Raw genomic sequence first — 24,348 nt, 5'->3', positions numbered from 1 at the left:
CGAGAGCTACGCCGCAGGACTCCACCTGCGCGGATCCATCCTCTGGTTACGCAGCCTGCCAGCCCTCCCGTGATCTCAACTCAGAACAGGCCCTAGTGGCGTGGCAGTGCACAGGAACCGCGACCTGCGCGAGCGGGAAACCCTGGCCGGCCTCCCTGGCCCCCGGCACAGACGGCTGGTGGTCCGAGCCGGGCCGCCGACTGGCCGTCTGCGCCCTGATCCCGGCCGGTGGGGTCGCCCTGATGGCGTGGCTGACCCGCCTGTCGTGGGCGGCCCACGAGTCGACCTCCCCGCCACCGCGGCGATTCCTCGCGGAAGACGGGGATTACGAGTCATGGCACTCGAAGCTGGAGTTGCCGGGCTTCTGGTATGGGCGGGCGTTCACGGCGTCCCTGCGTGCGGCCCACACCGCGGCCGGGCTGCTGACCGTGACCACGGCCTTGGTGGCGGCGGCGCTGGCCGAGGACCGCTCCGTGCACGGCGCCGGAGTGCTCGAAGCCGGTGGCTGGGCGCTGGCCTCGATGGTGACGGTCACCTGGCTTGCGGTGGTCGGCGTCGTGGCACGTCGGGGCCGCAGCGAGAGCAGGCTGGATCTGCGTCCGGACGCACGACCGGCAGCCCGGGCGCTGCCCGTCGCGGCGTCGGCCCAGTTCGCGCTTGCCCTCCTGTACGTCGGCTGGTCGCGGCCGCAGTGGCAGTCCACGGGGCGGCTGCCTGGTGCCGAGGCCGTCGACTACCTGACGCTGGTGCCCTGGCTGCTCACCGCCGCGCTTGTCATCGTCACCCACCTCATCGTCCGCGCACATCCCGAGAGGGTCGCGTTGCGCGGACAGGCCGGCCCCGCGTTCGCTGCGATCGCCTGCGCGCTGGCCGCCGGGTTCTCTGGCGGCGCGTCCGAGCTGATCGCCAACTGGCTGGATGCCGGTAACGCCACCGGGCACCCCCCGGCGATCGCCGGGCCGCCGGTGATGCTCGTATGGCATGCGACCCTGCTCCCCCTGGTCGCCGTGCTGGGTGTGGGGCTTGTCGTGCTGGCCGCGATCCGGCAGGCGATGCTCCGAAGGATCATGGCGGTGGAGGTCGTCGTGAACTACCCGGACGAGTTGCACGACGACGTGGAGGCGATGGACCTGCCACGCACCCGGGCCATCGCCGCCGCGATGGCCCGCGCGAAGCTCGCCGACTTCGCTCCGACGGTGCTGGGCTCGCTGGCATGCGCCGTCACGGTCCTCAGTGCCGCGGCCACGGTCGGCGCCTTGACGACCCATCAGCTTCCCAGCAAGGCGACGAGCGTGGCACCGGGGCCGCTCTCCGAGCTGGGAGCGACCGTTCAGGCGATGGGCGCCTGGCTCGTGGGACTTCTCGTCGCGCTGCTGCTCACCATGAGCTGGCTGGCGTACCGGAACCCTGCGACGCGGCGCACGATCGGACTGTTCTGGGAGATCTGCACCTTCTGGCCGCGGGCGGCCCACCCTCTGGCCCCGCCCTCGTACGCGGAGCGGGCGATTGCCGACCTCTCCTGGCGACTGACCACCTCGCTCCGAGACGCCGGCCGCCGCAGAACGGTCCTCCGCGGATACGGCCAGGGAAGCGTGCTGATCGCCGCGGCACTATGGCAGCTCGCACCAAGGCTTCGGATGCGGATCTCGTTCCTCACGTGCGGCTCACCCCTGGAGCGGATCTACGGACACTGGTTCCCGGCGTACTTTGGGCGCGGGCATCTCCACGCGCTCAATCGCGACCTGAACGTCTGGCGCAACGGTTGGCGGCAGACCGACCCGATCGGAGGTCCGATGGCCATCCAGGACGAGTGGTTGGCGGTGGACTTCGGCCCGTTGAAGGACCCTGTGCGATACGGGCGCACCGCCGACGAGCCGTTGCTCGCGCCGATCCTGGGCCACCGGGACTACCAGCAGGACCCGCTCGTCCAGGAGCAACTGTCGCTGCTCCACGTCAGCATCGACGACGTGCCACCACCCCGCACTCCCTAGAACCCGCCGAGGCTAGCTTCCCCGGCACACCCCAGCCGACGGCCTGTCTCCCCAAGGGCGGACGGAATGGGGTCACAACCAACTGGGTTCTGGCCGCGGTCCGTAAACGATCGACTCAGTGACGCACGGCCCACCAGTGCATCGGCCGTAGCTGTCGAGGATCATGTACATCGTCTCGCCGTACTCGCGGCCGGTCCGGTTGGCCCGCACGGTCCCCGGCGGGATCCCCCGGGCGACGAGGGCGTCGTCGACGGCCTGCACATAGGACCAATGCGGAAACCCGCGGGGCCACCTGGGCCATCCTGGCGGATCAAGCAGCACAGACCTGCCTCCACGGGATACCGGGTCACGAGGCCCGGCGGTAGACGGCGGCCGGGCCGATGACGCCGGGGCCGAACTTGTCACGGACACGGTCGATGGCCGCTTCGGCAACCAGATGGGCCTCGCGGGCGGCGTCGAGGCTGATCTGCTCGGCGACCCGTCCGGCACCGATGAGGTCCTCGCCCTTCAACACGAGCCCGGTCAGGCGGCCACGCTGCAGGCCGGCGGCGTCCATCAGCTGGTAGGCGACGGCGCGCAAGTCGTCATCGTGCGCGGACGGCTCGGGAAGACGGCGGGTCTTCTCCCAGCTGCTGTTACCGGCGAACGTGAGCGTCAACGTCAGCGCCCGGGCCGCCTGACCGCGACCGCGCAGGAGCCGCCCGAGCCGCACCACCAGGTCCAGGAGGGCGGCACGGACGGCGGCCCCGTCCAGGACGTGCCGACCGAAAACGCAGCGAACGCTCGCGGACGCCGGCAGCGTGCGCGGCACGACCGGACGCGGATCGATACCGCGGCCCCGGTCCGCTACCGTGCGGCCGGCCCGGCCACCCAGCAGGCGCTGCACCGTGGCGGGCGGGACGGCGGCAAGCAGACCGACACATTGGCACCGCACTTACCAGCCTCCGTCGAGGCCTTTGCCGAGAAACCCGCCGACACCCACACCGAGCACGACGCGCACCTGCCCGCGAACCGATTCTCCACGCCACTCCCTTCCGGCTACGTTTCCGCACCGGCTCCATTCCAGGCCGGTCTTGCGGACCGTCCTGGAGTGGGCGGCCGGTGGCGGGACGGTGCGCTCGGTGATCTCCTCGACCCACTCGTGGTTGAGCGCGGCGGCACAGGTCGCTCCCATCCCGGTCGCCGTGATCGCCTGGGCCCGTGGATCGACCACGTTCCCGATGGCCCAGAGGCCGGGGCGGCTGATGCGCCCGGCGGGGCCGGTGCGCAGGAAGCCCTGCTCGTCCCTCTCGCAGCAAAGCCCTTCCAGGACACCACCGTTCGGGATCCTCCTCGGGAGGAGGAACACCCCTGCTGCCTGAAGTGTCCGGCCGTCGGCGAGTTCCTCCCCGCGGGGTGCACCGCCGTCGGCGAGCAGTCCGGGCACCGGCCCCTCCATCGCTTCGACTCCACGGGCCCCGAGACAGCTTCGTCGCCGCTGGGAGCGACATGTCAACGAGCAACGCCCCCGCCATCGGGCAGGGGCGTTGCTCGAGATGGTCTGCTTCAGGATGCCTTTTGGCCGGCGGGCTTCTCGGTCTCGGTGGTCACCCGTGCCCCTCGGAAGAGCACCGGGAGCCACAGGAGACATGCCAGCAGGGGGACCGCGGCGTAGGTGGCCATGCCCACGCTGGAGCCCAACCCGTCCATGAGCGCGCCGAGGACGAGATAGCCGATGCCGATGAGCGCCGACTCCACGAATGCGATCATCGACAGCAGGCTCGCCCGGTGGCGCGACGGCACGGCCTCGTTGAACACGTTGTCCACGATCACAGCGGTGATCTCGGGAATTCCGACCAGGACCAGGAACGCGGCGATGGTGACCCAGACAAGGCCGAGGCCGCTCAGGCCGAGCGCCACGGCGAGCGTCAGGAGAGACACCGGGACGATGACCCGATACCCGATGCGCCGGTCCGCGCGGTCCGACAGCAATGGAGTGAGCCCGCCGGCGAAGAATCCCGCCGATATGACCACGCTGACCAATGCGGTGCCCGCTCCCTGATCGGAGAGGGTCTTCTGCGTAAAAATGATGTACGGCGTCAAAGTCGCATGCATCAATCCGGACACCACGACAAGCGTCACGAGCGCCGGCGTGGCGACCCGAAGCATCGCCCGCCATGCTGTGGCGTCGCCGTGCTCCTCTTTGGCTCCGTCCTGCTCGTCCACCGCGTCCGCGCCGCGGATCTCGGGCACCCGTGACATCAGCACCACCACGGCCAGGACGAGGCACGCCGCCGAACCGACGTAGACGATTCCCCAGGAAATCTGCTGCAGTTGGCCGCCGAGGACGATGGCGACTCCCGAGGTGACCGTCCCGAGCATGGTGAACCGGGATTTGATCTTGACGTAGCTGGCCGTTGCACCACTACGCACGAGCAGGTCGTACAGCAGGGCGGTGTCCGAACCGGATACACATGCCATGCCCACGCCCTGCCCGATGAACAGCGTCAGGAACACCCAGTAGTTGGAGAACGCCGCCTGGCCGAGCAGACATCCAGCTATCAGCACCTGGCCGATCACGATGCTGGCACGCCTGCCGATTCGGTCGGCGATGATTCCCGTCGGCAACTCCGCAAGTCCGCTGACCAGGTAGAGCAGTGTCTGAAGTAGGGCCACTTGCCCCGCGGAGAAGCCTCGCTGCTGAAGGAAGAGGACGAATACGCCGCGCTGGAACAGGGTGTTGGCGAGCACGGCGTATACGTAGAACGGGCGCGTGACGCTTCGTGCTGCATCGTCGACTGCAGCCGACCCGCCCAGGGCCTCCGTGGTGCTGGTCATGCTGCGGGCTCCCCCTGGTGACTCAGGTGATCATCGGTGTTGGGCCCCGCCGCCGACGGGAACCTCCAGTCCATGCTTCGCGCAGGATATTGGGCCGACCCTCCGGGAACCGTTGCCGGCGCCGCGGCCATCCTCGGTGGAGGTGTCAAGTGCTGGAACCGGTGGCGTGCGTCCTCTGGAAACGGTTGCGTACATCTTGGAGCCAGCGTGGGCGTGAGTTCAGCGAAATCCCAGATCTCGTCACTTGGTTCCTGGGTGGCTCTACCCCCGCACCACCGGCTGGTAGACACCTCCGCACCCTCCGGGGCCGTCGAACCCAGCACGACAGCGTCTCGACGGCCCCGCTGACTCCACCCAACTCGGGACAGTCCAGAGCCGCCATCAGACCCGGAGCGGTTCAGTCCGCGGCGCTGTCCTCGCCGTCATCCCTGCCGACGCCGGGGTGTTCCGGGACTGGGGGTCGTCGGCCGCGTCCGGGCCTGGTCCTCCCCGTCGACGCGGGGGTGTTCCGCTGCGCCCGCAGCACTTCGCTGCCTGGCACTGGTCCTCCCCGGCAACGCGGCAGTCCTCCACGGACGTTGGGGATGACGAGGTGGAGGTATTCGTCCTCCCGTTCCGGAGCTGCGGGCCGCCCGACGACTGGGCTCGACGTCCTCCCCGCCGACGCGGGGGTGTTCCGCCCGCCGTCACGTCAGCGCCCCGGACCTACCCGGATCCGGGGCGCTGCTGCTTCAGTGCTCAGGTTTCGACGTACGCCACGATGGTGATCGCCCCCAGGGCGGTCACGTAGTAAATCACCCGTACGCCGTCGATCTCGTCGACGTAGTCGCGCAGCAGGGTGCCGGGCACCTCGGTGCCGAGGTTCGGGTTGACGCTGATCGCCACGATCGCGCGGTCCAGGCGGTGTGTCTCGGACGCGGTCAGCTTCGACAACTGGGTGAGCGCAGGCTCCACAAGGATGACGCGCGAGCGCCGCGCACCGTGGTCAGGCGACACGGTGCTGCTCGCCGGCGAGGCGGGCGAGGTGCGCGTCGCGGGCCTCTTCCCACAGCACACCGGACTCCGGGACCGGATAGCCGTTCGCGGCGATGTCCTCCAGGACAGAGGCGAGGACGTCGACCTTGGCGCGCTGGTCAGCCGCGTACTTGCGGACCGATTCAGCGGCGCTCTCATCGAGTGGCTGGCGGTCGGGCGCGGCGGCCGGCTCCTGGCTCATCGAGGGCTCCCCCGGGGGCGTCATGTGGCGTGCGTTCTCAGGGTATCGCCCAGGCGTGGCACAGCGGGTGCTGTGGAACGAAACCGATGCCCCAGCTGTGGTGTCTCATGAGGTTGGTTACGCGAAGTCTTCGAACGACAGCTGCTGCGGGATCCTGGCGAGCGGTTCCGGCGGCTTGTCGAAGGTGATCCGGTAGTCGTTTCCGGCGGTGCGGCTGGTGGGCCGCTGGCCGCCGAGCGCGTCGTGAGGCCGTTCGTAGTTGTAGTAGTTCACGAAGTCGGCGAGAGCGACGCGGCGTTCGTGCTCGGACGTGTAGTCGCGGACGTAGGCCCACTCCCGCGAGAGCGTCCCGTTGTGGCGTTCGACCTTCCCGTTCGTGCGCGGGGTGTAGGACCGGGTCCGCTTGTGCGTGGTGCCGGTCGCGGCGAGCACGTCGGCCCAGGTCGTGGAGCGGTAGCAGGCGCCGTTGTCGGTGAGTCAGCGGCGGACCGGGGTGATGCCGTGTATGGCGAAGAAGGTGACGGCGCGGTGCCAGAAGCGGACCGCGGTGACGGCCTTCTCGTCATCCAGGGCCTCGGTGTAGGCGAGACGGGAGTGGTCGTCGAGCGCCGAATGAAGGTACATGTACCCGACTTTCCCGGTGCCCGGACCGGTTGGAGGTGCGGCCGGCGTCGGTGCCGAGCCCGCGCATACGCCAGCCGCCCCCGTCCGGGATGCGTCCGAGCTTCTTGATGTCGACGTGGACCAGGTCGCCGACGCGATCGTGCTCGTAGCGGATGACTTCCCGCAGATGCTCGCCGGTCGGCGGGTCCAGGTCGCGGAGCCGGTTGATGCCCCGACGGACGAGGATGCGGTGCACGGCAGCCCGTCGAGGTACCGAGGGGCATCGCCGAGGCACGCCCGACACCTTGCGGCGGGATCAGCCGCAGGGTGCAGCAGGGTCCGTGCTCGGGACGGCTGGTCGATGTCCTCAAGCGGGGACGGAGACGCCGGTGAGGCGTTCGGCCTCAGTCCACAGGCGTGCCGCGGCGCTCTTGTCCCGGCCCGGTCGCGGCAGTCCGACCGGCTTCGTCGGACCGACCATCCCCCATCGCGGCCCGTAGTAGCCGCCAGCGGTGGCGGCGGGACTCGTCGCGGCGAACAGCAGAGGTTCCGCCCCTTGCTCGGGCCCCTGGGAGGGCACGATCTTGTACAGGATCGACTCCATCAGACCAGGTCGGCCGCCGTTGAGGGTGGGCCCGGAGGTCATCAGGTTGGTGCGGGTGTAGCCGGGGTGCGCGCCGGCCGACAGCAGGGACCAACCGCGCTGGGCCGCGAGCTCGGCCAGGTGCACCATCATCAGCATGTCGGCCAGCTTGGACTGAGCGTAGGCCCGGGTCGGGCTGTAGCTGCGTGCGGACTGCAGGTCGTCGAAATCGATGCGCGCCCGGTTGGCGGTGCCGCTGCTCATCGTGGCCACCCGTGGCGCAGGGGCGGCGAGCAGCAGCGGCAGAAGCCGGTTGGTGAGGGCGAACGGCCCGAGGAAGTTGCTGCCCAGCTGGAGTTCGAAACCGTCCGCGGTCTCGGTGCGCTGGGGCACGTTCATCACTCCGGCGTTGTTGAGCAGCAGGTCCAGCGGCCTCCCCTCGGCTATCAGGCTGTCCGCGAAGTCCTGCACCGAGGACAGCTCTGCCAGGTCGAGGCGACAGACCTGCACGCGGGCGCCGGGGTGCGCGGCGAGGATCTCGGCCTTCGCCTGTTCGCCCTTGGCCGGGGTGCGCACCGCGAGGATGACGTGCGCCCCGGCGCCGGCGAGGCGCTTGGCCGCCTCCTTGCCCGTGCCGCTGTTGGCGCCGGTCACTACGGCGAGCTTTCCCTGCTGGTCGGGAACCTGATACATCACGAACCTCTTTACGTACCGCCGGTATCTTGTCTCCGCTCCAGAGTAAAGTACCGGTGGTCACTTAGCAAAGTACCGCCGGTGCGTAATATGTGAGGATGACCTTCCAGCGAGCCCGGACCGACGAACAGCGCACCCAGCGGCGGCGGCAGATCCTGGACACCGCGGCCGCGATGCTCACGGAGATGCCGGTGGCCAGGCTGAGCCTGAATGAGCTGAGCCGCCGTGTCGGCCTGGCCAAGGCGAACGTGCTGCGCTACTTCGAATCGCGCGAGGCGGTCCTGCTCGATCTGCTGGACGCGGAGATCGCGGACTGGATCGCCGAACTGGAGCAGGCACCCCGCCCCGGTCAGGGCACGCCGCGAGAGCGCGGGGACCACCTGGCCGATCTGCTGGCCACCTCGATGGCACGACGACCAGTACTGTGCGATCTGCTCAGCGCGCAGGGCGCGGTACTGGAGCAGAACATCTCCACCGACGCCGGCATCCGGCACAAGCGCAGAGCCCAGCAGTCGCTACACGCCCTGGTCGGGCTCGCCCGGCGGCACCTTCCCGAACTGACCTCCAACGATGCCGCCTCACTGGCCGAGACCACCCTGCTGATGGCCATGACCGCATGGCAGTGCAGCCGCCCCTCCCCAGAGATGCTGGCCGCCTACGCCTCCGATCCATCGCTCGCCGCCATGCGCCTGGACTTCACCGACCTGGTCCGCCGCACCACGGCAGTGACCGCCTCTGGCCTCCTCGCACGCCAATAGGGACCGCTCGGCAGCGACGCCCTCCCGACCGTGCAGTGATGGCGGCCGTGGCACCAACCTCATGAGACATCACAACAGTGCTCTGACCGGGAAGGTTCACCGAGGAAGCGTGCCAAGTAGTCTTCTGATCATGACCGTTGCCGAGGTTCTCGTCTCCGCACGCAAGTTCGATGGCCGCCTACATTGGCATCATCCGATGGTCCGACTCGGTGAGGACAAGCACGGCGTATGGCTGGGGGCGCCGACCGGTACGGTCTACAGCAAAGGCGGAGTAGGCCCGGTCTATACGACCGAGGAGCCGCGGGTCATGCTCTTCCCCCGCGATGCCTGGTGGACCGCGCTCTTTCAGGCATCTCCTGCGCGTCTGGACGTCTACTGCGATGTCGCCACGCGGTCCGAGTGGCCGAGTCCGGCAGAGGTCACCATGATTGACCTGGATCTCGATGTGTGCCGGATACGAGCGACAGGTGCCGTCTTCGTCGACGACGAGGACGAATTCGCTCGTCATCAGCTCCAGTACGGCTATCCGCCGGACGTGGTAGCGCAAGCGACTGCGGCAGCCGACTGGCTCACCGCGGCTCTGCGAGACGGTACAGAGCCTTTCAGCAGTGAGTACCGCAGATGGCTGGACATGGTCGTGTAGCAAGCCTCGTGGTTGGTTCCGCTTTCGTCAGGTTCCGGCGATCAGAGGCCGTCCACCGCAGCGGATGCCCTACTTTCTGATCGTGGTTCGAACTGGTCACTCGTAAGATCAGCGGGACCCAGGGGCTCTGGGTATGGCTGTCAGCGGTTCGCCATGAGATGGCTGGAAAGGCCGCCCTCCTCCACTTCGAACTGGAGCTGCCGCCTCGTCCCCGAATCCTGCGCCCGGTTCAGCTCCTCCCGCAGTTCCTTCAGTGCCTCCGCCAGACTGATAGCCACAACAATCCCCTCCCCCGGAACACCTCCGGGTGATCAAGCGATTCCAGCCCAGCAGTGTGCCGCATCCCAGCGTCCCAGTGACACAACACCGGCCACCTACAGTGCTCCAGCCCCGAGCCGACTCCGGTGTGTCCAGGAGCAGCACGAAGGGGTGCCCCTGGCGCAGGTCTCAAGCTGAGGCGTGTGTCTGTGGCGAACTCACCACGCCGTCCGGCAATCTGAGACGCCATCCGCTTTTCGAACGTGATCGTTTGGTTCGGGATGGGTGGGCATGAACTCCGTTCGGCGGCGGGAGAGATGGGCGTGGTCGGTCCGTTCACGTCACGTGCGGAGGTGGCTGGTGGCGTCGGTGCTTGGTCTGCTGGAGGCCCGGGAGAAGAAGGTCCGGGAAGAGGTCGTGCGGTTGAGGGAGGATGCCGAGCGGGTGCAGGCCGCGCTCGGTGAGGCGAAACGTGCACTTCAGCGGCTGGTGGATGCCCGGGTCACGGTAACCGAGGTGCTGAACGAGCCGCCCTTGGCGGCAGCGGGGCCGGCGCCAAGTCGGTGGCGGGATCGGTGGTCCCGCACCGGATCGAGGGCATGGCGGCGTCCGTCCTGGCACCGGACTACCACCTGCGCCATCAACTGGCGGATCGTGCATCGGGATTCCACACGCTCCCGGCACAGGCGCCTTTCCGCCCGTAGCGGCCAGGTGTAAGCCGGTATACCAGGCGCCTTCCGCTCGTCAGCCATTTCACCAAGGTGAGCGACGGAGTGAAACCGAGGTGTTCGCGGCGCCGGGAGCAATCCCGTACGCGCGAACCCCTCGGATTCTGCTTCTGAGCTAGACCTAGAAGGCCGCTGTCCGGTCTTCGCTGCGCGGGTCGATCACCTGGTGCTCGGTTTGAAGTGCTCTCCTCCCTTCACAAGCTCAGGAAGGAGATTCCTGCCTACCTTGCGGTGGCGGGCTTGACGCCGCGTGTGCGCCTGACGACTGCCCTTCCGGCAGCCGGGACGAGCCGGTGGCCCATCCGGTACAGGTGCAAGACGTTCCGGGCTGCGTTGTGGTCGGCGTTGCCTTCCCAACCGCAGTCCGGGTTCTTGCATACGAACGTGGCCTGGTCCTCGCGGCTGCCGGGGGTGATGAACCCGCAGGCGGAGCAGCGCCGGGAGGTGTTCGCAGCGGGAACCTTGTGCAGGGTGCCACCCTGGCGGGCGGTCTTGTACGTCAGCATGGTCACGGTCCGGCCCCACGCCTCCTGGCTGATGGAGCGGTTCAGGCCGGACTTCTGCGCGACGTTCCTCCCCGGCTCCTCCACGGTGCCCCGGGCGCTCTTGGTCATGTTCGTGATGGTGAGTGCTTCGACCACGACCGTGCCGTACTGGCGGGCGGTGGCGGTGGTGGTCTTGTGCTGCCAGTCGAGCGCGCGGCGCGTGGCTCTTGCGCGGAGCTGCTTGATCTGGTCGTAGGTGGCATGCAGCCGGTGGGAGCTGCGCTCCTTGGGCTTGCGGAAGGACTTGCGGTGTGCGGCCCTGTGTTCCAGGCGGAGCAGCTTGGCTTTCTCGTCCGGGTTCAGCCACTTGTCGCGGTCGGCGGTGCCGTCCGGGAGTCGGGGCGGCCGTCCGTGGTCCTGATGGTTGCCGTCGGACAGGGCGAGAGGGAGGTTCACTCCGGCGTCGATGCCGACTTCCGGGCCGGTGTGCGGTTCGGGCCTGGGCTGAAGGGTCTGGACGCGGAAGGCGATGTGCCAGCCGAGCGCGTCGTTGACGAGCCGGGCCCCGGTGATGCGGTTGTCCTTGTCGGCGTTTTTGCCGACGGGGAGATCTTTGGTCCAGCGGAAGCGGACGCGGCCGATCTTGGGGATGTTGACCACGCCCCAGCGGCGGTGCACCCGCTTGATGTGCAGGTCGCGGCCCTGGGGAATGTCCACGGACATCACGGTGCGGATGCGGGCCTTGAACATCGGCTCCTCGGCCCGGCCGTCCCAGCAGTTCTTCCACGCCTGGAGGTACGTCTTGAGGACTGCTTGTGCGGCCTGCGCGGGCAGCACCGCGTACCAGTCGATCTCCTTACGGGCCTGCCGCAGCGTCTGGTCCATGCGGGTCAGGGAGCGCCGGCACTTCGGCGTCATCTGCCACAGGTCGTGGAGCTGATTCCACATCGCGCGGGCGGCGTGCGCCTGGTCGTCCACGAGCCGGGTCTGCGCTGGCGTCAGCGCCAGCCGGGCGCGATGCCCGAACTGCCGCCTCTCCAGCACACGTTCCGTGGCCACACGATCACTGTACCGTTTGGTTCATGTCGCCACGCTGGAATCCAAACCCGGATGTGCGCACTGGCCCTCACATCGTCTACAACCTGCACGTCCACCTTGCGGGTTTTTTTGAACGGCGGAACTTGCCCGTCACCACGCTGGTGAACGTAATACCCTCAGCCGGGGCCACCCGCGCCTCCAGGCCGTCAGCCGTCCCGATCCACAGAGTCTCGAGCGCCCGACCCTCAGCGCCAGCCGGGCCTGCAGAGTACGCACCGCGGTGAGCGCGGGATAGGTGTGCCCGCCAGTCCCGCCGCCTGTGACGACAAGACGAAACGGATCGCTGTTCACGTGTGGGTGCTCCGAATCTGGCGCGGAGATCAGACGGGTCGCCACAGTAGCGGCTGAGCAACCCGGCCAACGTCGGCCGCGCGCGAATCCGCCACGCATCAGGCCGGGCGGAAAGGTGAGGAGCTGTCGCGTCCATCCCCATGCCGGTGAGGAGCGTACGACCCGTGACCGGGTACGGCCGCTGCGACGTCGGCGTCGTCGCGCCTTCCTGCCTGCCGGCGGGCCGGCAGGCAGGCGCGGACCCGATGACCACCGATGTGAACTTGGTGGTGGGGTAGGGCTGCGGTCATGGGCGTAGAGCGATATCGGATCGCGTGACGTGGTCGCGGGCTGGCAAGCTGCCTTCATGGATCACGCGGAGGTACTGCTCATCGGAGGGCGTGCCGGTGTCGGCAAGACGACGGTGGCCTGGGAGGTTTCGGCACGGCTGCGAGCCATGGCGGTCTCTCACGCCGTCATCGAGGGTGACTTCATGGGGCAGGTCCATCCGGCCCCGGACGGGGATCCGCACCGCTCGGAGATCACCGAGAGCAATCTGACTGCCGTATGGGGGAACTTCGCCCAGCGCGGTTACCGCCGCCTGATCTATACGAACACCCTGAGTGTGCTGCCCGAGACGACGGGCATGTTCGAGCGTGCCATGGGGGCAGGCGTGCGGATCGTACGGGTTCTGCTCACCGCATCCGACACCACCGCCGGCGAGCGGTTGGCGGGCCGGGAGCTCGGCTCGGAACTGGAGCAGGAGCTGAAGGCGAGCGCCCGCAAGGCACGGCTCTTGAACGAGCGGGTAGCTGCTGACACTGTGCGGGTGGTGACTGACGGGCGGCCCGTCGTGGACATCGCCCGTGAGGTGGTGGCCGCTACCGGCTGGGGAGCGTCCGCCTGACCGGCACACTGTTCCTCGGCTCTTCCGACCGAAACCGCCTTGCTCGAAGCCCGTCACGCCGGCCGACAACAGTCCGCTGAGGGTTCAGGGCCCCTTGTGACGCGGTCAACTCGGCGGGCCGACCGGCCCGTGGGACTGCGCCGGGCAGATCTTCAGAACGGGGGTTCTTCGCTCCAAGCGGTGGTCCAGGGCTGTGGCGGACGAGGCTTGTCCTGGTGTAGGACGGCCACGGCCTCTTCGATGCAGCCGAGGTCAATGAGGTAGCCGGCCAGGTCGTGGCTGTTTGCGGGGGCGTGGGGACGCAGGACGGCGACGGCCTCCTCGGTGCGTCCGACGCCGGCGAGCAGCTCGGCAATGTGTGGTGCCGCGTACGACGTGCCGCCCTCGGGGTGAGCCCGGGCCCGCTCAATCGCTTCGTCAGCCCCGTCGCAGGCGGCCATCAGCGGAAGTCGTATCCAGAAGAGGTCCCAGTCCTCCTCGCCCCCGCGGGCGGCGGCGAGGGCGTCGAGGTGCGCCAGGCCGTCCTCGGGGCGGCCCTGATCGAGGTACAGGTCGGACAGAGTGTGGAGGATCCAGTCGTCCCCGTTGCGGGCGTCGGCCTGGTGGCGCATTACCTCGATCGCTTCGTTCCCCCGACCGTGCCGGGCCAGCAGCTGCGCGAGGTGGACAGCCGAGTTGGGGTTGTAGCCGGCAGGTTCGTCAGCCTGCCGGTATGCCGCGATCGCCCCCTCCACGTCACCGCGTTCTTCCAGCAGTTGTGCGAGGCGCCGTGCGGCGTACCCCAGCCTCTCGATTGCTGTGTAGGCGCGCAATTCCCCGGTCCGGCCGTGCCGGGCCAGCAGATCGGCCAGCTGGTCCCGACCGTTGACCGAGGTGGCGTCCCGGGTGCGGAGCAGAGCGATTGCTTCGTCGATGCGGCCCTGGCGTTCACGGATCGTGGCGAGCAAGCCGATCGCCGTGTCGGGACCGAGGCCGCGGCAGCACCACGGAGTGTCACAACGGTGTTCGTCCGGGATCCGGGCGGCGAGCAACTCGGCTGCCTCCTCGTCTCGGCCAGCGCCCTCCGCTACGTCCACCAGGGCCGCAGCGAGGAACCAGTCGTCGATGTGCGGCTGCAGCAAAGTGAACGCCTCGTCGCTGCGGCCGTGCCGGACGAGCAATCGTGCACAGGACTCCAGTGCCAGCGGATGCCCGAGCTCCGTGCAAGTTCGGGTCAGCACGATCGCCTCGTCGGCCCGCCCCCAGATCTCCAATAGTTCCGCCGTGGTCCTGGTGGCCGTCCACCAGCCCGTAGCGAGATAGGGGGCGAGTATCTCCAGCGCCTCAGCCTGTCGGCCCTGTTCACCGAGCAGCCGCGCCCACTCCCGCGCGCAGAACCACTCCCCATGGCCGGCCCAAAACTCCACCTTCTCGGCATGGTCGAGTTCGAGAAGCCGGGAGACCAGATGCGGCGGGATGCAGCCGGACTGCGTCCGGGCCCGATAGTCAAGATCAGCAGCGTCCACGGCGACGTACCGTAGCCCGTTCCCCTGACATCACCTTCAGCTCCGAATGTCGCGTACGTGGAATGACGCTCCCCAGCAGCTGGCGCCTCCGCCTGGACGGCGAAGGAGCGCGAGGCGTACGCCAACGACCTCGACGACCCGCGCGTGCCGATCGCGGTGTCCGCCGCCTCCAACACCACGGGTCGCCACGAACGCCAAGCTCAGGATGCGCCAGCGACCTCGGCGAGGTTGTCGGTACGGGCCGCTTCGTCCTGCGCCATGCCAAGAAAGCGCCGGATCGCTTCGACGGGCATGTCGAGCCCTTCGGACGCGGCCTGCTCGTCGCCGAACACCTGCACTGCCTCAGTGACAGCTACGGCCAGTTCGACCTCCGCCTTGCGGACCTTGGCCTCGGCCTTGTCCACGGTGTCGACCACCGCCAACTGGCGGCGCTGCTTCTCCTGAAGTCTCTGTTTACGGGAAAGGGCTTTGTCGGAGTTCTGCACAGACATGATCAAGATCATAATCAGTCGTGCACGCACTCATGACATCGGCAACGTCTCATCGCTCCAAGACGTGTTCACGGCCCCAAGGCTCAGAAGCGCCGACAGGACCAGCCGCAGGGGCACGATTCCGGCGGCTGCGGCCCGCGGGAACAGGGGGTGGCCACGGCCGCACCGAACTCCTGCGACGAAAGCCCGCCCAGCACCAGCCCGATCCCGGCGCTCTGGCCTCCGCCGGGCGTGCCCCGCCGTGCACGCGGCCGTGTGCGCACAGCAGTCGAGGAGGAGGTAGCGGCCGTGGCCGCTCGAACAGTGCTCATGCCCGCCACGCCAGGGGCCACCCCGCGCGCGGTGGAAATGCCGATTCTCCTGATCGATCGGGTTCGGGCCGGTCGCCCCGTCGCGCACGTTGCCGATGACATGGGCATCAATGATCGGCAAGACGTCCCCCCGGACGACCCGATACAGTGCGCGCGTCCGTAGTGTGGTTACTTGAGGAGGGGAAGCGTGACCGACACCAGCGAAGCCCGATCCGCGGACGGTGCGGTGCATGCGACCCAGCAGAGTCGACTGCGCCGCCTGATGCGCTACATACCTTTGATCGCCCCCGTCCTGCTGTGGACTGTGCCCTGCTGGGTGCTGCTGCACGCCGGCCAGCACTGGCCGCTCCCCGTGGCGCTGGGCGGCACCGCCCTGTTCGTCCTCGGTCTGATCGGTATGCCGCTCGCGATGGTGCGCGGCCACGGCCGGCGGCAGCAGGACTGGGCGGCGATCGTCGGGGACACCCTCCTTGGGGCCAGCTGGGTACTGTTCACCTGGTCCGTCCTGCTCGGCGTCCTGCTGCGCCTCGCCCTGACCGTGGCCGGCCTGGGCGACGGGCAGAGCCGGGCCCGGATCGTCACTTGGGCGGTCCTCGGCGTAGCCGCCGTGCTGCTCGCCTGGGGGTACGCCGAGGCCCGCCGGGTACCACGGGTACGCCGCCTGGATGTGCAACTTCCGCGCCTGGGGGCCGGGTTGGACGGCACGCGCGTCGTCCTCATCACCGACACCCACTACGGCCCGCTGGACCGCGCCCGCTGGTCGGCGCGGGTCTGCGAGACGGTCAACACGCTGAAGGCCGACCTGGTCTGCCACACCGGCGACATCGCGGACGGCACGGCCGAACGCCGCCGCGCCCAGGCCGCCCCACTCGGCACCGTGCAGGCCACCCGGGCCCGGGTCTACGTCACCGGCAACCACGAGTACTACAGCGAGGCCCAGGGCTGGGTCGACCTGATGGACGAGCTGGGCTGGGAGCCGCTGCGCAACCGTCATCTGCTGCTCGAACGCGGTGGCGACACCCTCGTGGTCGCCGGCGTGGATGACGTCACGGCCGAGTCCTCCGGTCTGGCCGGCCACGGCGCCCACCTCGCCGGAGCCCTGCACGGCGCCGACCCCGACCACCCCGTCCTGCTCCTGGCCCACCAGCCCAAGTTCGTCGACCGGGCGGCAGCCGGCGGCGTCGACCTCCAGCTCTCCGGCCACACCCACGGCGGCCAGATCTGGCCCTTCCACCACCTGGTCCGCATCGACCAGCCCGCCCTCGCCGGCCTCAGCCGCCACGGCACCCGCACCCTCCTCTACACCAGCCGCGGCACCGGCTTCTGGGGCCCGCCCTTCCGCGTCTTCGCCCCGAGCGAGATCACCCTGCTCGTACTCCGCTCCCCGCAGCGGCCCCCCACGCTGTAGCGCTGGGCGGGCCGACGGGTCCGCTTGGAGATGCTGCAGTGCGCCGGCACCCCGAAGAAGGGCTACGCATCCTGCAACGCCCTGCGCGTCACCAGCGGCATGATCGCCTTCCAGGAAGAGCAGGCGGCGAAGAAGGGCATCGCGCCCCAGACCGTCCGGCCGAACGCCGCCGCGGACTCCCCCACCGGCTACGGCCCCAGCGACCTGCAGACGGAGCGCGCGGCGTCCAGCGGCTCCTGCATGCCGGCCACCATGCAGGCGAAGCCGGTGCCCTGCGAACCGGCACACCGCGTCATTCCGAGGGAATGCGAAACTCGAATTTGGGACGGTCCCACGGCACGGCGGGCGGGTTCGCGAGCGCGGTCCCGGTCCGCACTGCACCGACGCGGTGGTAGAAGCCCTCGGCGGGAAGATGCGACACGACCTGGACACGGTCGAGCCCGGCGGCACGGGCCTCGGACTGCATGTGCGCGACGAGCAGCCGTCCAATACCACGTCCTTGCGCTTCGTCGGCGACGAACAGCAGGTCGAGCTCCGGTGGCGCGAGGACGAGCGAGTAGAACCCGATGACCCGGCCTCCTTGCTCGTCGGCGCCGACGGCTACGAAGGCGCGGTGGGCTTCGATGTAATCAGGACCGACCCGGTAGCCCGCCACTGCGGCTGCGTACTTGCCCTCGTAGGCGCCTGAGCCACGCACGAGCCGCGTGAGCCGTTTGGCATCCCGCGCGACTGCCCTTCGTATCGTGATCGGCTGGCTGACCGGGGAAGTGCGTGAACTCATCGGGAGAGTATTTCGCACCGGGGAGTGCCTTCCTGCGGCGGGTCGGCTGCTCGGGCAGGCGTTCCTGCACCGCTCCCGGGAACCACTCGTGCGAGCGCAACCGATCTCACGCCGAAGCCGCGCCGGAGCGCTTCGGCGTCTCACGGCGCCGCGCGGAGGTCCCCGTCGGAAGGGTTTCTGGCGGGCCTCGCCGTGTCACCCGCTATCACACTGCCCCTATAACGGGGGGCATGACTGTGTGGGCCAGACCAGGTGGAAGACCTCCCGGGCAGCGTAGCGTTTGAGGCACCGGACGTTTTCGTAACGGGTCTTGCGCTCCTTGATGCGGCGTTCGTAGGAGTCCCGGGGGCGCGGGTCGACGCGCAGGCGAGTCTGCACGATCCGGTGCAGGGCGGCGTTGGCCTGCCGGTCGCCGCCACGATTGAGACGCCGGTACTGCCGACCACTCGAGGAACGCTCCACAGGGCTGACCTCGCACAGCGCGGCGAAAGACGTCTCACCCACCACCGTGAGCAGCTGCGGAGCGTGGCACGGCTGTGTCAGTCGGGAGACCTCGGCGGCAGCCATGGTTCGTGCCATCGCGGGTATCCGGCGACGAGCTTGCTCGCGTCCGCCGGTCCCCACGTCCCCTGCCGGTAGCGCTCGGGGTCGCCGGGTGCCTCCAGCAGTGGCTGGACGATTCGCCACGTCTCCTCCACCGAGTCCTCCCGGGTGAACAGGCTCGCGTTGCCTTGCATTGCATCACTGAGCAGGCGCTCGTACGGCTCGGGTGCCTCACCGAGCTCGGCGGCGAAGAGGAGGTCAAGGTCCACCAGTTGCGTGTCCTGTTTGCCCGGCTGCTTGGCCTGGATGCGGAAGTTCACGCCAGGGCTCGGATCGATCCGCAGGATCCACTGGTCGGGCTCGGGCGCGAACCGCTCCGCGAACGCAAGCCGCGGCGGGCGCTTGAACACGATCCGGATCTCGGTCACTCGCTCGGGGAGGGACTTGCCGGCGCGGATGAAGAACGGCACCCCGGACCAGCGCCAGTTCTCGACCTCCAGCCGCAACCCGACGAAGGTCTCGGTGCGCGAGCGCGGCCGCACGCCGGGAATCTGCAGGTACCCCTCATACTGCCCGCGGACGTAGTGGGCCGGGTCGGCGTCGGGGATCGCCCGGAACACATCAACCCGGCGGTCCCGGAGCGCGTCCGCATCGGCGGCTGATGGCGGCTCGGACGCCATCAGGGCGAGCAGCTGCAGCAGATGGTTCTGCACGACGTCACGGAGCGCGCCGACCGGGTCGTAGAAGTGGCCGCGGTCCTCGACCCCGAAGTCCTCGGCCATGGTGATCTGCACGCAGGAGATGTGGTCGCGGTTCCACACCGGCTCGAACACGGAGTTGGCGAACCGCAGGAACTGGATGTCCATGGCCGGCTCTTTGCCGAGGAAGTGATCGATCCTCAGCAGCTGATCCTCGTCGAGGAGCTGACGCAGCTCGGCGTTGAGGGCGCGGGCGGACGCGAGGTCATGCCCGAATGGTTTCTCCACGACAACCCGGGAGCCCTTGGTCAGCCCGGCGCCTGCCAGGCCTCCGACCACCCGGGCAAACAGCGACGGCGGGATCTCCAGGTAGAAGACCGGGCGCCGCTTGCCGTTGACCGCCCGGGCGAGGCGATGGAACGTCTCCTCGTCGGCGTAATCGCCCTGCACGTAGCTGAGTCGGGCGGCGAACCGGGCAAAAACGCTGTCGTCGAGCGGCTCACCCGCTGCCTTGATCGCCGCGCGGGCGTGGTCACGCAGGGCGTCGTCGGACCAGCCGTCGCGCGCCACTCCGACGATGGGGCAGGTCAGTAGTTTGCGCCGTTCCAGCCGATAGAGCGAGCGGAACGTCATCTTTCGCGCGAGGTCGCCACTGATCCCGAAAATGACCAGCACGTCTGCGGGAACGTTCGACGAGTTCGAAGCCACCTCGTCCTCCTTACGGGGCCGGCACGGCAATGGGGTCGGGGCCTCATGGTCCTGTCGGCGGCTGGGCGCCGACGTGAGCAGGACCCCGGCCGGCCGCCGCCGCGTCCGCGAGGACGAGCGACGCCGCCGCCTCGACCCGGCCGGCGGGAATCGACCGGTCTCCGCCAACGAGCCTTGTGAGCGGTTCGTGCTTGTCCGCTCCGGTGATGAGCCAGATCACCTGCTGGGCGCGAGCGAGCGCAGGATAGGTGAGTGTCATGCGCTGGTGGCCCATGTAGGGCGCCGTCAGGGCCACCAGCCGGTCCGCGACTTCGAGTACCGGGTCCCGTGGCACCAGCGAGGCGGTGTGCCCGTCCGGGCCGAGGCCCAGGTGAACGAGGTCGAAACGCCCGGGCAGCGACCGCCCGTAGGCGGCGGCCGCCGCGTCAAGATCGGCGTCGTTCACGGGCATTGCCATGACCTCGGCCGGCGCCGCACCGAGGCTCTCCCGCAGGTGGGTGAGGTTACGGTCCGGGTCGCCGTCGGGCGCGACCCGCTCGTCGACCTGGAATACCGCCATGTGCTCCCAGGGGACGTCCTCATGTGCGAGCCGCGCGAACATCGCCCACGGCGTGTGCCCCCCGCTGACGGCGAACGTGAATCGGCCGTGGGCTTGCACGCAGGCACGGGCCAGCCGCGCCACGAACGCCGCCGCGGTGCCGGCGACCGCATCGGGGTCGGCGACGACCTCGAGTTCGTGATGCACAGCCCTCAGCCCTTCTTTTCGGCGTGTCCGCCGAACTCGGAACGCATCGCCGAGAGGATCTTGTCGGTGAACTCCCCGGCCTGCCTGGACTCGAAGCGCTCGTAGAGCGAGGTGGTGATGACCGGTGCCGGGACGCCTTCGTCCACCGCGGCGAGGACGGTCCAGCGGCCTTCCCCGGAGTCGGAGACCCGCCCGGCGAAGCCGTCGAGGGAGGGCGAGCCGGCGAAGGCGTCGGCGATCAGGTCGACCAGCCACGAGCCGACGACCGAGCCACGCCGCCAGACCTCTGCCACCTCTCCGACGTCGATGTCGTACTGGTAGGCCCACGCATCGCGCAGGGGCGTCGTCTCCGCGTCGACCTCTTGCCTGCTTTTGCCGGCGTCCGCGCGCTTGATGATGCTGAGGCCCTCGGCGATCGCGGCCATCATCCCGTACTCGACCCCGTTGTGGACCATCTTCACGAAGTGCCCGGCGCCGTTCGGCCCGCAGTGCAGATACCCGAGTGGGGCGGTGCCGTCGGTCCGGGTCCGGCTCGGCGTCGGTTCGGCGCGGCCCTCGCCGGGAGCGATCGTCTTGAAGATCGGGTCCAGATGCGCCACGACCTCGGCCTCGCCGCCGATCATCAGGCAGTAGCCGCGCTCCAGCCCCCAGACACCACCGCTGGTCCCGCAGTCGACATAGTGCAGCGACTTGCCGGCAAGACGCTTGGCCCGTGTGATGTCGTCGCGGTAGTAGGAATTGCCGCCGTCGATCAGGATGTCGCCGGGCTCCAGCAACGGCTCGAGCTGGTCGAGGATGGAGTCGACGATCGCAGCCGGAAGCATGAGCCATACGGCCCGTGGCTTGTCCAGTTTCGCCACGAGATCCCGGGGTGAGTCTGCGCCCGTCGCGCCCTCGCCGGCCAGTTCGGCGACGGCGGCCGCGTTGACGTCGGACACGACGCATTGGTGGCCGTCTCGCATCAGCCGACGCACCAGGTTCGCCCCCATCCGGCCGAGCCCGATCATCCCGAGCTGCATGGGCTTGTCTGTCGCCATGTGACGCCTCCTGGTCCTTGAGCGTGCGGTAGTGCCGGATCAGCGCGTTCGTGGACGAGTCGTGGCCGAGTTCAGGGTCGGTCGCGCTCTCGAGCTCCGGGATGATCGCGACAGCAAGCACCTTGTGACGCGCCTGGGTTACGTTCACGCCTGCTCCCTACCGGCGGCCACGCACTCGCGGGCAAGCTGGGTGACCTTCTCGGGAGTGAAGCCGAATTTGGTCAGCAGCATCTTGAGCGGCGCCGACGCCCCGAACGTGTGCATGCCGACGACCGCGCCGCCGTCGCCGACGTAACGGTCCCAGCCGAGGGTCGCCGCCTGCTCGATGGCGACCCGGGCCCTGACCCCGGGCGGGATGACCGAGTCGCGGTATTCCTTGGGCTGGCGGTCGAACAATTCCCAGCAGGGCATGCTGACCACGCGAGCAGCGAGGCCCTCGGCGGCAAGCTCGTCACGGGCGGCGAGCGCGAGTTGCACCTCCGACCCGGTGGCGAGCAGGATGACGTCGGGCTTGCCGTCCGCCGCGTCGACCAGAACGTAGGCTCCCCTGGCCACCCCGGATGCGGCCCCCATCTCGGAGCGGTCGAGGGTCGGCAGTGCCTGACGGGACAGGACCAGCACCGCCGGCTCATGTCTGAGCGCGGCGACGATCCGCCAGGTCTCGACGACCTCGTTCGCGTCGGCCGGGCGGAATACCAGCAGCCCCGGCATCGCGCGCAGCGACGCGAGCTGCTCGACCGGCTGGTGGGTGGGACCGTCCTCGCCGACCCCGATCGAGTCGTGGGTGAAGATGTGCACGACCGGGATCTCCATCAGCGCTGAAAGCCGGATCGCGCCGCGTGCGTAGTCCGAGAAGATCAGGAACCCCGACCAGTACGGGCGCAGCTTGGTCAGCGCCATCCCGTTCGTGATCGCGGTGGCGGCGTGCTCGCGGATCCCGAAGTGGAGGTTGCGCCCCGAGCGGTCATCGGCCTGGAAGTCGCCGGCGTCGGGGAACGTGAGGTTGGTCTTGGTCGACGGCGCAAGGTCCGCCGACCCGCCAAGCACCCACGGCACGGCTTGGGCAAGCGCGTTGAGCACCTGGCCGCTGGAGTCACGGCTGGCGATGCCTTTGGGGTCGGCCGGGAAGGTCGGCAGCGCCGACTCCCAGCCCTCCGGCAGTTCACGCCGCTGGATGCGCCTCAGCTCGTCGGCGAGCTCGGGATGGGCGGTTGAGTAGGCCCCGATTCGTGCCTCCCAGCTCGTCCGGGCTTCGCGACTGCGCGTGCCGACGCCTGCGGCGAAGTGCTCGTAGACGCCGTCGGGAACGAAGAAGTCCTTGTCTTCCGGCATCCCGAGGAATCGCTTGGTTGACTTGACGCCCTCCACGCCGAACGGCGCGCCGTGCGCCTTCGGGGTGTCCTCGACCGGTGACCCGTAGCCGATGTGGCTGTGCACCACGATGAGCGTCGGGCGCTCGTTCTCGGACTTGAAGGTGTGCAGCGCACGGGCCACGGCATCGAGGTCGTTGGCGTCGGCCACGGTGGTGACGTTCCAGCCGTAGCCGATGAACCGGGCCGCCACATCCTCGGTGAACGCGATGTCGGTGTGGCCCTCGATCGTCACCCTGTTGGAGTCGTAGATCCAGCAAAGGTTCGACAGCCGCTGGTGGGCTGCGAGCGAGGCAGCCTCCGAGGAGATCCCCTCCTGCATGCAGCCGTCGCCGGCCATCGCGTACACGTCGAAGTCGAAGACGGTGAAGTCGTCGCGGTTGTACCGGGCGGCGAGCCACTGCCCGGCGATCGCCATCCCGACTGAGGTCGCAACGCCCTGGCCGAGCGGGCCGGTCGTGGTCTCCACGCCACTGGTCCACCGGTACTCCGGGTGCCCGGGGCAGCGCGAGCCGAGCTGACGGAACGTCCTGAGGTCGTCGAGGGTCACGGCGGGGCGGCCGAGGACCTCGTAGTCGGGGTCGACAGCCTGCACGCCGGTGAGGTGGAGCAGCGACCAGAGCAACGCGGAGGCGTGTCCTTCCGACAGCACGAAGCGGTCGCGGTTGGGCCAGATCGGGTCGGCCGGGTCGAAGCGCAGGAAGCGTTGCCAGAGCGTGTACGCGACCGGGGCGATTCCCATCGGTGTCCCCGGATGGCCGGAGTTGGCCGCCTGGATGGCGTCCATGCACAGAGTGCGGATCGTGTTGACGGAAAGTGTTTCCAGGTCGTTGTTGCTCAATGCGAGCCTCCCTGAAGGTGCTGCCCCTGCGCTCATATCGAGCGCGGCAGACTAGGGTTGAGCTTCCCCGGCCGGGGCGAAGAGGGCCGCGCCGACAATGCCCGCGTCGTTCAACAGCTGCGCCGGCACGATCTCGGTCCTGAGCTCGATGTGCGGCAGGAACTTGTCGGCCTTCTTGCTGACGCCGCCGCCGATGACGATCAGGTCGGGCCACAGCAGCCGCTGGACGAGCTCGAGATACGTCTCCAGACGGTGCGCCCATTTCTTCCAGGACAGGTCGTCGTGCTCGCGCACCGACTCCGCGGCCCAGTCCTCGGCATCCCCGTGGTGCAGCGGCAGGTGGCCCAGCTCGCTGTTGGGCACCAGGTACCCGTCGGAGAAGACGGCGCTGCCGATACCGGTGCCGAGCGTCACCATCACGACGACGCCCTTGCGTCCCTTGCCGGCGCCGAAGCGCATCTCGGCGATCCCTGCCGCGTCGGCGTCGTTCACTACCCTCACGTCGCGGCCGGTCGCTCGTGCGAAAAGCTGGGCCGCGTCCGTCTCCATCCAGGCCGGGTCGATATTGGACGTCGTCTGGACTTTGCCGCCCCGGATGACTGCCGGGAGCGTCAGCCCGACCGGTCCTGGGACGCCGATCTGCGAGAGCACCTGCACGACCACGTCCGTGACTGCCCCCGGGGTCGCCGGATGCGGGGTCGGGATCCGGACCCGCTCACCGATGAGGCTGCCGAGCTCGAGGTCGACCGGTGCTCCCTTGATACCGGTCCCGCCGATGTCGACCCCCAGCACGTGGGCCGTCTTGTCCGGACTTGCCTGCGCCACTGCCCGCTCCCCTCAGGGGCTGGCCCAAAATGTGT

At 69.0% G+C, this 24,348-nt stretch carries 23 protein-coding genes and 2 pseudogenes; 5 read left to right on the top strand and 20 right to left on the bottom strand.

Annotation, left to right across the window (positions count from 1 at the left end):
• Window positions 1-1,991 (top strand): hypothetical protein (locus tag ACFY16_RS27865; protein WP_390649928.1); only part of this gene is annotated, 1,991 nt, incomplete at its 5' end.
• A 346-nt stretch (window positions 1,992-2,337) separates the two neighbouring features.
• Here ACFY16_RS27865 and ACFY16_RS27860 read toward each other — a convergent pair.
• The 8 genes and pseudogenes from ACFY16_RS27860 to ACFY16_RS27825 form a co-directional block, all read right to left on the bottom strand.
• A pseudogene (locus tag ACFY16_RS27860) lies at window positions 2,338-2,910 on the bottom strand (hypothetical protein); the annotation flags it as partial.
• A gap of 15 nt (window positions 2,911-2,925) precedes the next feature.
• On the bottom strand, window positions 2,926-3,417 hold the full coding sequence (locus tag ACFY16_RS27855) for a hypothetical protein (RefSeq protein WP_390649927.1): 492 nt from the start codon (window positions 3,415-3,417) through the stop codon (window positions 2,926-2,928).
• A gap of 119 nt (window positions 3,418-3,536) precedes the next feature.
• The gene (locus tag ACFY16_RS27850) at window positions 3,537-4,808 is read right to left on the bottom strand and encodes an MFS transporter (protein WP_390649926.1); all 1,272 of its coding nucleotides are present in this window, start codon (window positions 4,806-4,808) and stop codon (window positions 3,537-3,539) included.
• A gap of 738 nt (window positions 4,809-5,546) precedes the next feature.
• Entirely contained in the window at window positions 5,547-5,804 is a 258-nt protein-coding gene (locus ACFY16_RS27845) for a hypothetical protein (RefSeq protein ID WP_390649925.1), read from the bottom strand.
• The gene (locus ACFY16_RS27840) at window positions 5,794-6,024 is read right to left on the bottom strand and encodes a hypothetical protein (RefSeq protein WP_390649924.1); all 231 of its coding nucleotides are present in this window, start codon (window positions 6,022-6,024) and stop codon (window positions 5,794-5,796) included. The genes ACFY16_RS27845 and ACFY16_RS27840 overlap by 11 nt, the downstream gene beginning before the upstream one ends.
• Window positions 6,025-6,141: 117 nt before the next feature.
• A complete protein-coding gene (locus ACFY16_RS27835) occupies window positions 6,142-6,456 on the bottom strand; it encodes an integrase core domain-containing protein (RefSeq protein ID WP_390649923.1) in 315 nt (104 codons plus the stop codon).
• A 45-nt stretch (window positions 6,457-6,501) separates the two neighbouring features.
• Entirely contained in the window at window positions 6,502-6,648 is a 147-nt protein-coding gene (locus ACFY16_RS27830; RefSeq protein WP_390649922.1) for a hypothetical protein, read from the bottom strand.
• A gap of 346 nt (window positions 6,649-6,994) precedes the next feature.
• Complete coding sequence (locus ACFY16_RS27825) at window positions 6,995-7,903, bottom strand: SDR family oxidoreductase (RefSeq protein WP_390649921.1); 909 nt, start codon at window positions 7,901-7,903, stop codon at window positions 6,995-6,997.
• A 98-nt stretch (window positions 7,904-8,001) separates the two neighbouring features.
• Between ACFY16_RS27825 and ACFY16_RS27820 the strand changes: the two genes are divergently transcribed.
• Window positions 8,002-8,661 (top strand): TetR family transcriptional regulator, encoded by a 660-nt coding sequence (locus ACFY16_RS27820; RefSeq protein ID WP_390649920.1) that lies wholly within the window; start codon window positions 8,002-8,004, stop codon window positions 8,659-8,661.
• Window positions 8,662-8,791: 130 nt separating this feature from the next.
• Complete coding sequence (locus tag ACFY16_RS27815; protein ID WP_390649919.1) at window positions 8,792-9,304, top strand: DUF402 domain-containing protein; 513 nt, start codon at window positions 8,792-8,794, stop codon at window positions 9,302-9,304.
• 140 nt (window positions 9,305-9,444) lie between these two features.
• On the opposite strand, the gene ACFY16_RS27810 is transcribed toward ACFY16_RS27815, so the two are convergent.
• The 3 genes and pseudogenes from ACFY16_RS27810 to ACFY16_RS27800 form a co-directional block, all read right to left on the bottom strand.
• Window positions 9,445-9,582 carry a trypco2 family protein gene (locus tag ACFY16_RS27810; RefSeq protein ID WP_390649918.1) on the bottom strand — a complete coding sequence of 46 codons (138 nt, stop codon included), beginning with the start codon at window positions 9,580-9,582 and terminating at the stop codon, window positions 9,445-9,447.
• Window positions 9,583-10,511: 929 nt separating this feature from the next.
• Window positions 10,512-11,834 carry an RNA-guided endonuclease InsQ/TnpB family protein gene (locus ACFY16_RS27805; RefSeq protein ID WP_390649917.1) on the bottom strand — a complete coding sequence of 441 codons (1,323 nt, stop codon included), beginning with the start codon at window positions 11,832-11,834 and terminating at the stop codon, window positions 10,512-10,514.
• Window positions 11,835-11,928: 94 nt separating this feature from the next.
• Window positions 11,929-12,263 (bottom strand): annotated as a pseudogene (locus ACFY16_RS27800) (glycosyltransferase); the annotation flags it as partial.
• A 247-nt stretch (window positions 12,264-12,510) separates the two neighbouring features.
• Here ACFY16_RS27800 and ACFY16_RS27795 point away from each other — a divergent pair.
• Window positions 12,511-13,050 carry an AAA family ATPase gene (locus tag ACFY16_RS27795; RefSeq protein ID WP_390649916.1) on the top strand — a complete coding sequence of 180 codons (540 nt, stop codon included), beginning with the start codon at window positions 12,511-12,513 and terminating at the stop codon, window positions 13,048-13,050.
• A gap of 152 nt (window positions 13,051-13,202) precedes the next feature.
• On the opposite strand, the gene ACFY16_RS27790 is transcribed toward ACFY16_RS27795, so the two are convergent.
• A complete protein-coding gene (locus tag ACFY16_RS27790) occupies window positions 13,203-14,555 on the bottom strand; it encodes a tetratricopeptide repeat protein (RefSeq protein WP_390649915.1) in 1,353 nt (450 codons plus the stop codon).
• A gap of 200 nt (window positions 14,556-14,755) precedes the next feature.
• Window positions 14,756-15,046, bottom strand: a complete 291-nt coding sequence (locus tag ACFY16_RS27785) for a hypothetical protein (RefSeq protein ID WP_390649914.1) — start codon at window positions 15,044-15,046, stop codon at window positions 14,756-14,758.
• A 498-nt stretch (window positions 15,047-15,544) separates the two neighbouring features.
• On the opposite strand from ACFY16_RS27785, the gene ACFY16_RS27780 reads away from it, so the two are divergent.
• Window positions 15,545-16,765, top strand: a complete 1,221-nt coding sequence (locus tag ACFY16_RS27780; RefSeq protein WP_390649913.1) for a metallophosphoesterase — start codon at window positions 15,545-15,547, stop codon at window positions 16,763-16,765.
• Between the two features lie 292 nt (window positions 16,766-17,057).
• Here ACFY16_RS27780 and ACFY16_RS27775 read toward each other — a convergent pair whose 3' ends face one another.
• From ACFY16_RS27775 to ppgK, 7 genes are all read right to left on the bottom strand, one after another.
• The gene (locus tag ACFY16_RS27775; RefSeq protein ID WP_390649912.1) at window positions 17,058-17,546 is read right to left on the bottom strand and encodes a GNAT family N-acetyltransferase; all 489 of its coding nucleotides are present in this window, start codon (window positions 17,544-17,546) and stop codon (window positions 17,058-17,060) included.
• A gap of 216 nt (window positions 17,547-17,762) precedes the next feature.
• Window positions 17,763-18,113, bottom strand: coding sequence for a transposase (locus tag ACFY16_RS27770; protein ID WP_390649937.1), 351 nt, complete (start codon window positions 18,111-18,113; stop codon window positions 17,763-17,765).
• A complete protein-coding gene (gene zwf, locus ACFY16_RS27765; protein ID WP_390649911.1) occupies window positions 18,086-19,495 on the bottom strand; it encodes a glucose-6-phosphate dehydrogenase in 1,410 nt (469 codons plus the stop codon). Before zwf ends, ACFY16_RS27770 begins: the two co-directional genes overlap by 28 nt.
• A 43-nt stretch (window positions 19,496-19,538) precedes the next feature.
• Window positions 19,539-20,240 carry a 6-phosphogluconolactonase gene (gene pgl, locus ACFY16_RS27760; protein ID WP_390649910.1) on the bottom strand — a complete coding sequence of 234 codons (702 nt, stop codon included), beginning with the start codon at window positions 20,238-20,240 and terminating at the stop codon, window positions 19,539-19,541.
• A gap of 5 nt (window positions 20,241-20,245) precedes the next feature.
• Complete coding sequence (gene gnd, locus ACFY16_RS27755) at window positions 20,246-21,277, bottom strand: phosphogluconate dehydrogenase (NAD(+)-dependent, decarboxylating) (protein ID WP_390649909.1); 1,032 nt, start codon at window positions 21,275-21,277, stop codon at window positions 20,246-20,248.
• A 144-nt stretch (window positions 21,278-21,421) separates the two neighbouring features.
• Window positions 21,422-23,488 carry a transketolase gene (gene tkt, locus ACFY16_RS27750; protein WP_390649908.1) on the bottom strand — a complete coding sequence of 689 codons (2,067 nt, stop codon included), beginning with the start codon at window positions 23,486-23,488 and terminating at the stop codon, window positions 21,422-21,424.
• A gap of 51 nt (window positions 23,489-23,539) precedes the next feature.
• A complete protein-coding gene (gene ppgK, locus ACFY16_RS27745) occupies window positions 23,540-24,313 on the bottom strand; it encodes a polyphosphate--glucose phosphotransferase (RefSeq protein WP_390649907.1) in 774 nt (257 codons plus the stop codon).
• Between the last annotated feature and the right edge of the window lie 35 nt (window positions 24,314-24,348).

The organism is Streptomyces sp. NPDC001315, from assembly GCF_042896175.1.
Classification (GTDB): domain Bacteria; phylum Actinomycetota; class Actinomycetes; order Streptomycetales; family Streptomycetaceae; genus Streptomyces.
The sequence above is the reverse complement of the archived record's forward strand: the minus strand, read 5'-3'. Positions and strand labels throughout refer to the sequence as shown.

Excerpts from the sequence above, each read along its gene's own strand:
- ACFY16_RS27850 (WP_390649926.1), bottom strand. The coding sequence starts at position 4,808 with ATGACCAGCACCACGGAGGCCCTGGGCGGGTCGGCTGCAGTCGACGAT.
- ACFY16_RS27840 (WP_390649924.1), bottom strand. The coding sequence starts at position 6,024 with ATGAGCCAGGAGCCGGCCGCCGCGCCCGACCGCCAGCCACTCGATGAG.
- ACFY16_RS27830 (WP_390649922.1), bottom strand. The coding sequence starts at position 6,648 with ATGTACCTTCATTCGGCGCTCGACGACCACTCCCGTCTCGCCTACACC.
- ACFY16_RS27825 (WP_390649921.1), bottom strand. The coding sequence starts at position 7,903 with ATGTATCAGGTTCCCGACCAGCAGGGAAAGCTCGCCGTAGTGACCGGC.
- ACFY16_RS27820 (WP_390649920.1), top strand. The coding sequence starts at position 8,002 with ATGACCTTCCAGCGAGCCCGGACCGACGAACAGCGCACCCAGCGGCGG.
- ACFY16_RS27815 (WP_390649919.1), top strand. The coding sequence starts at position 8,792 with ATGACCGTTGCCGAGGTTCTCGTCTCCGCACGCAAGTTCGATGGCCGC.
- ACFY16_RS27795 (WP_390649916.1), top strand. The coding sequence starts at position 12,511 with ATGGATCACGCGGAGGTACTGCTCATCGGAGGGCGTGCCGGTGTCGGC.
- ACFY16_RS27785 (WP_390649914.1), bottom strand. The coding sequence starts at position 15,046 with ATGTCTGTGCAGAACTCCGACAAAGCCCTTTCCCGTAAACAGAGACTT.
- ACFY16_RS27775 (WP_390649912.1), bottom strand. The coding sequence starts at position 17,546 with ATGAGTTCACGCACTTCCCCGGTCAGCCAGCCGATCACGATACGAAGG.
- ACFY16_RS27770 (WP_390649937.1), bottom strand. The coding sequence starts at position 18,113 with ATGGCTGCCGCCGAGGTCTCCCGACTGACACAGCCGTGCCACGCTCCG.
- gnd (WP_390649909.1), bottom strand. The coding sequence starts at position 21,277 with ATGGCGACAGACAAGCCCATGCAGCTCGGGATGATCGGGCTCGGCCGG.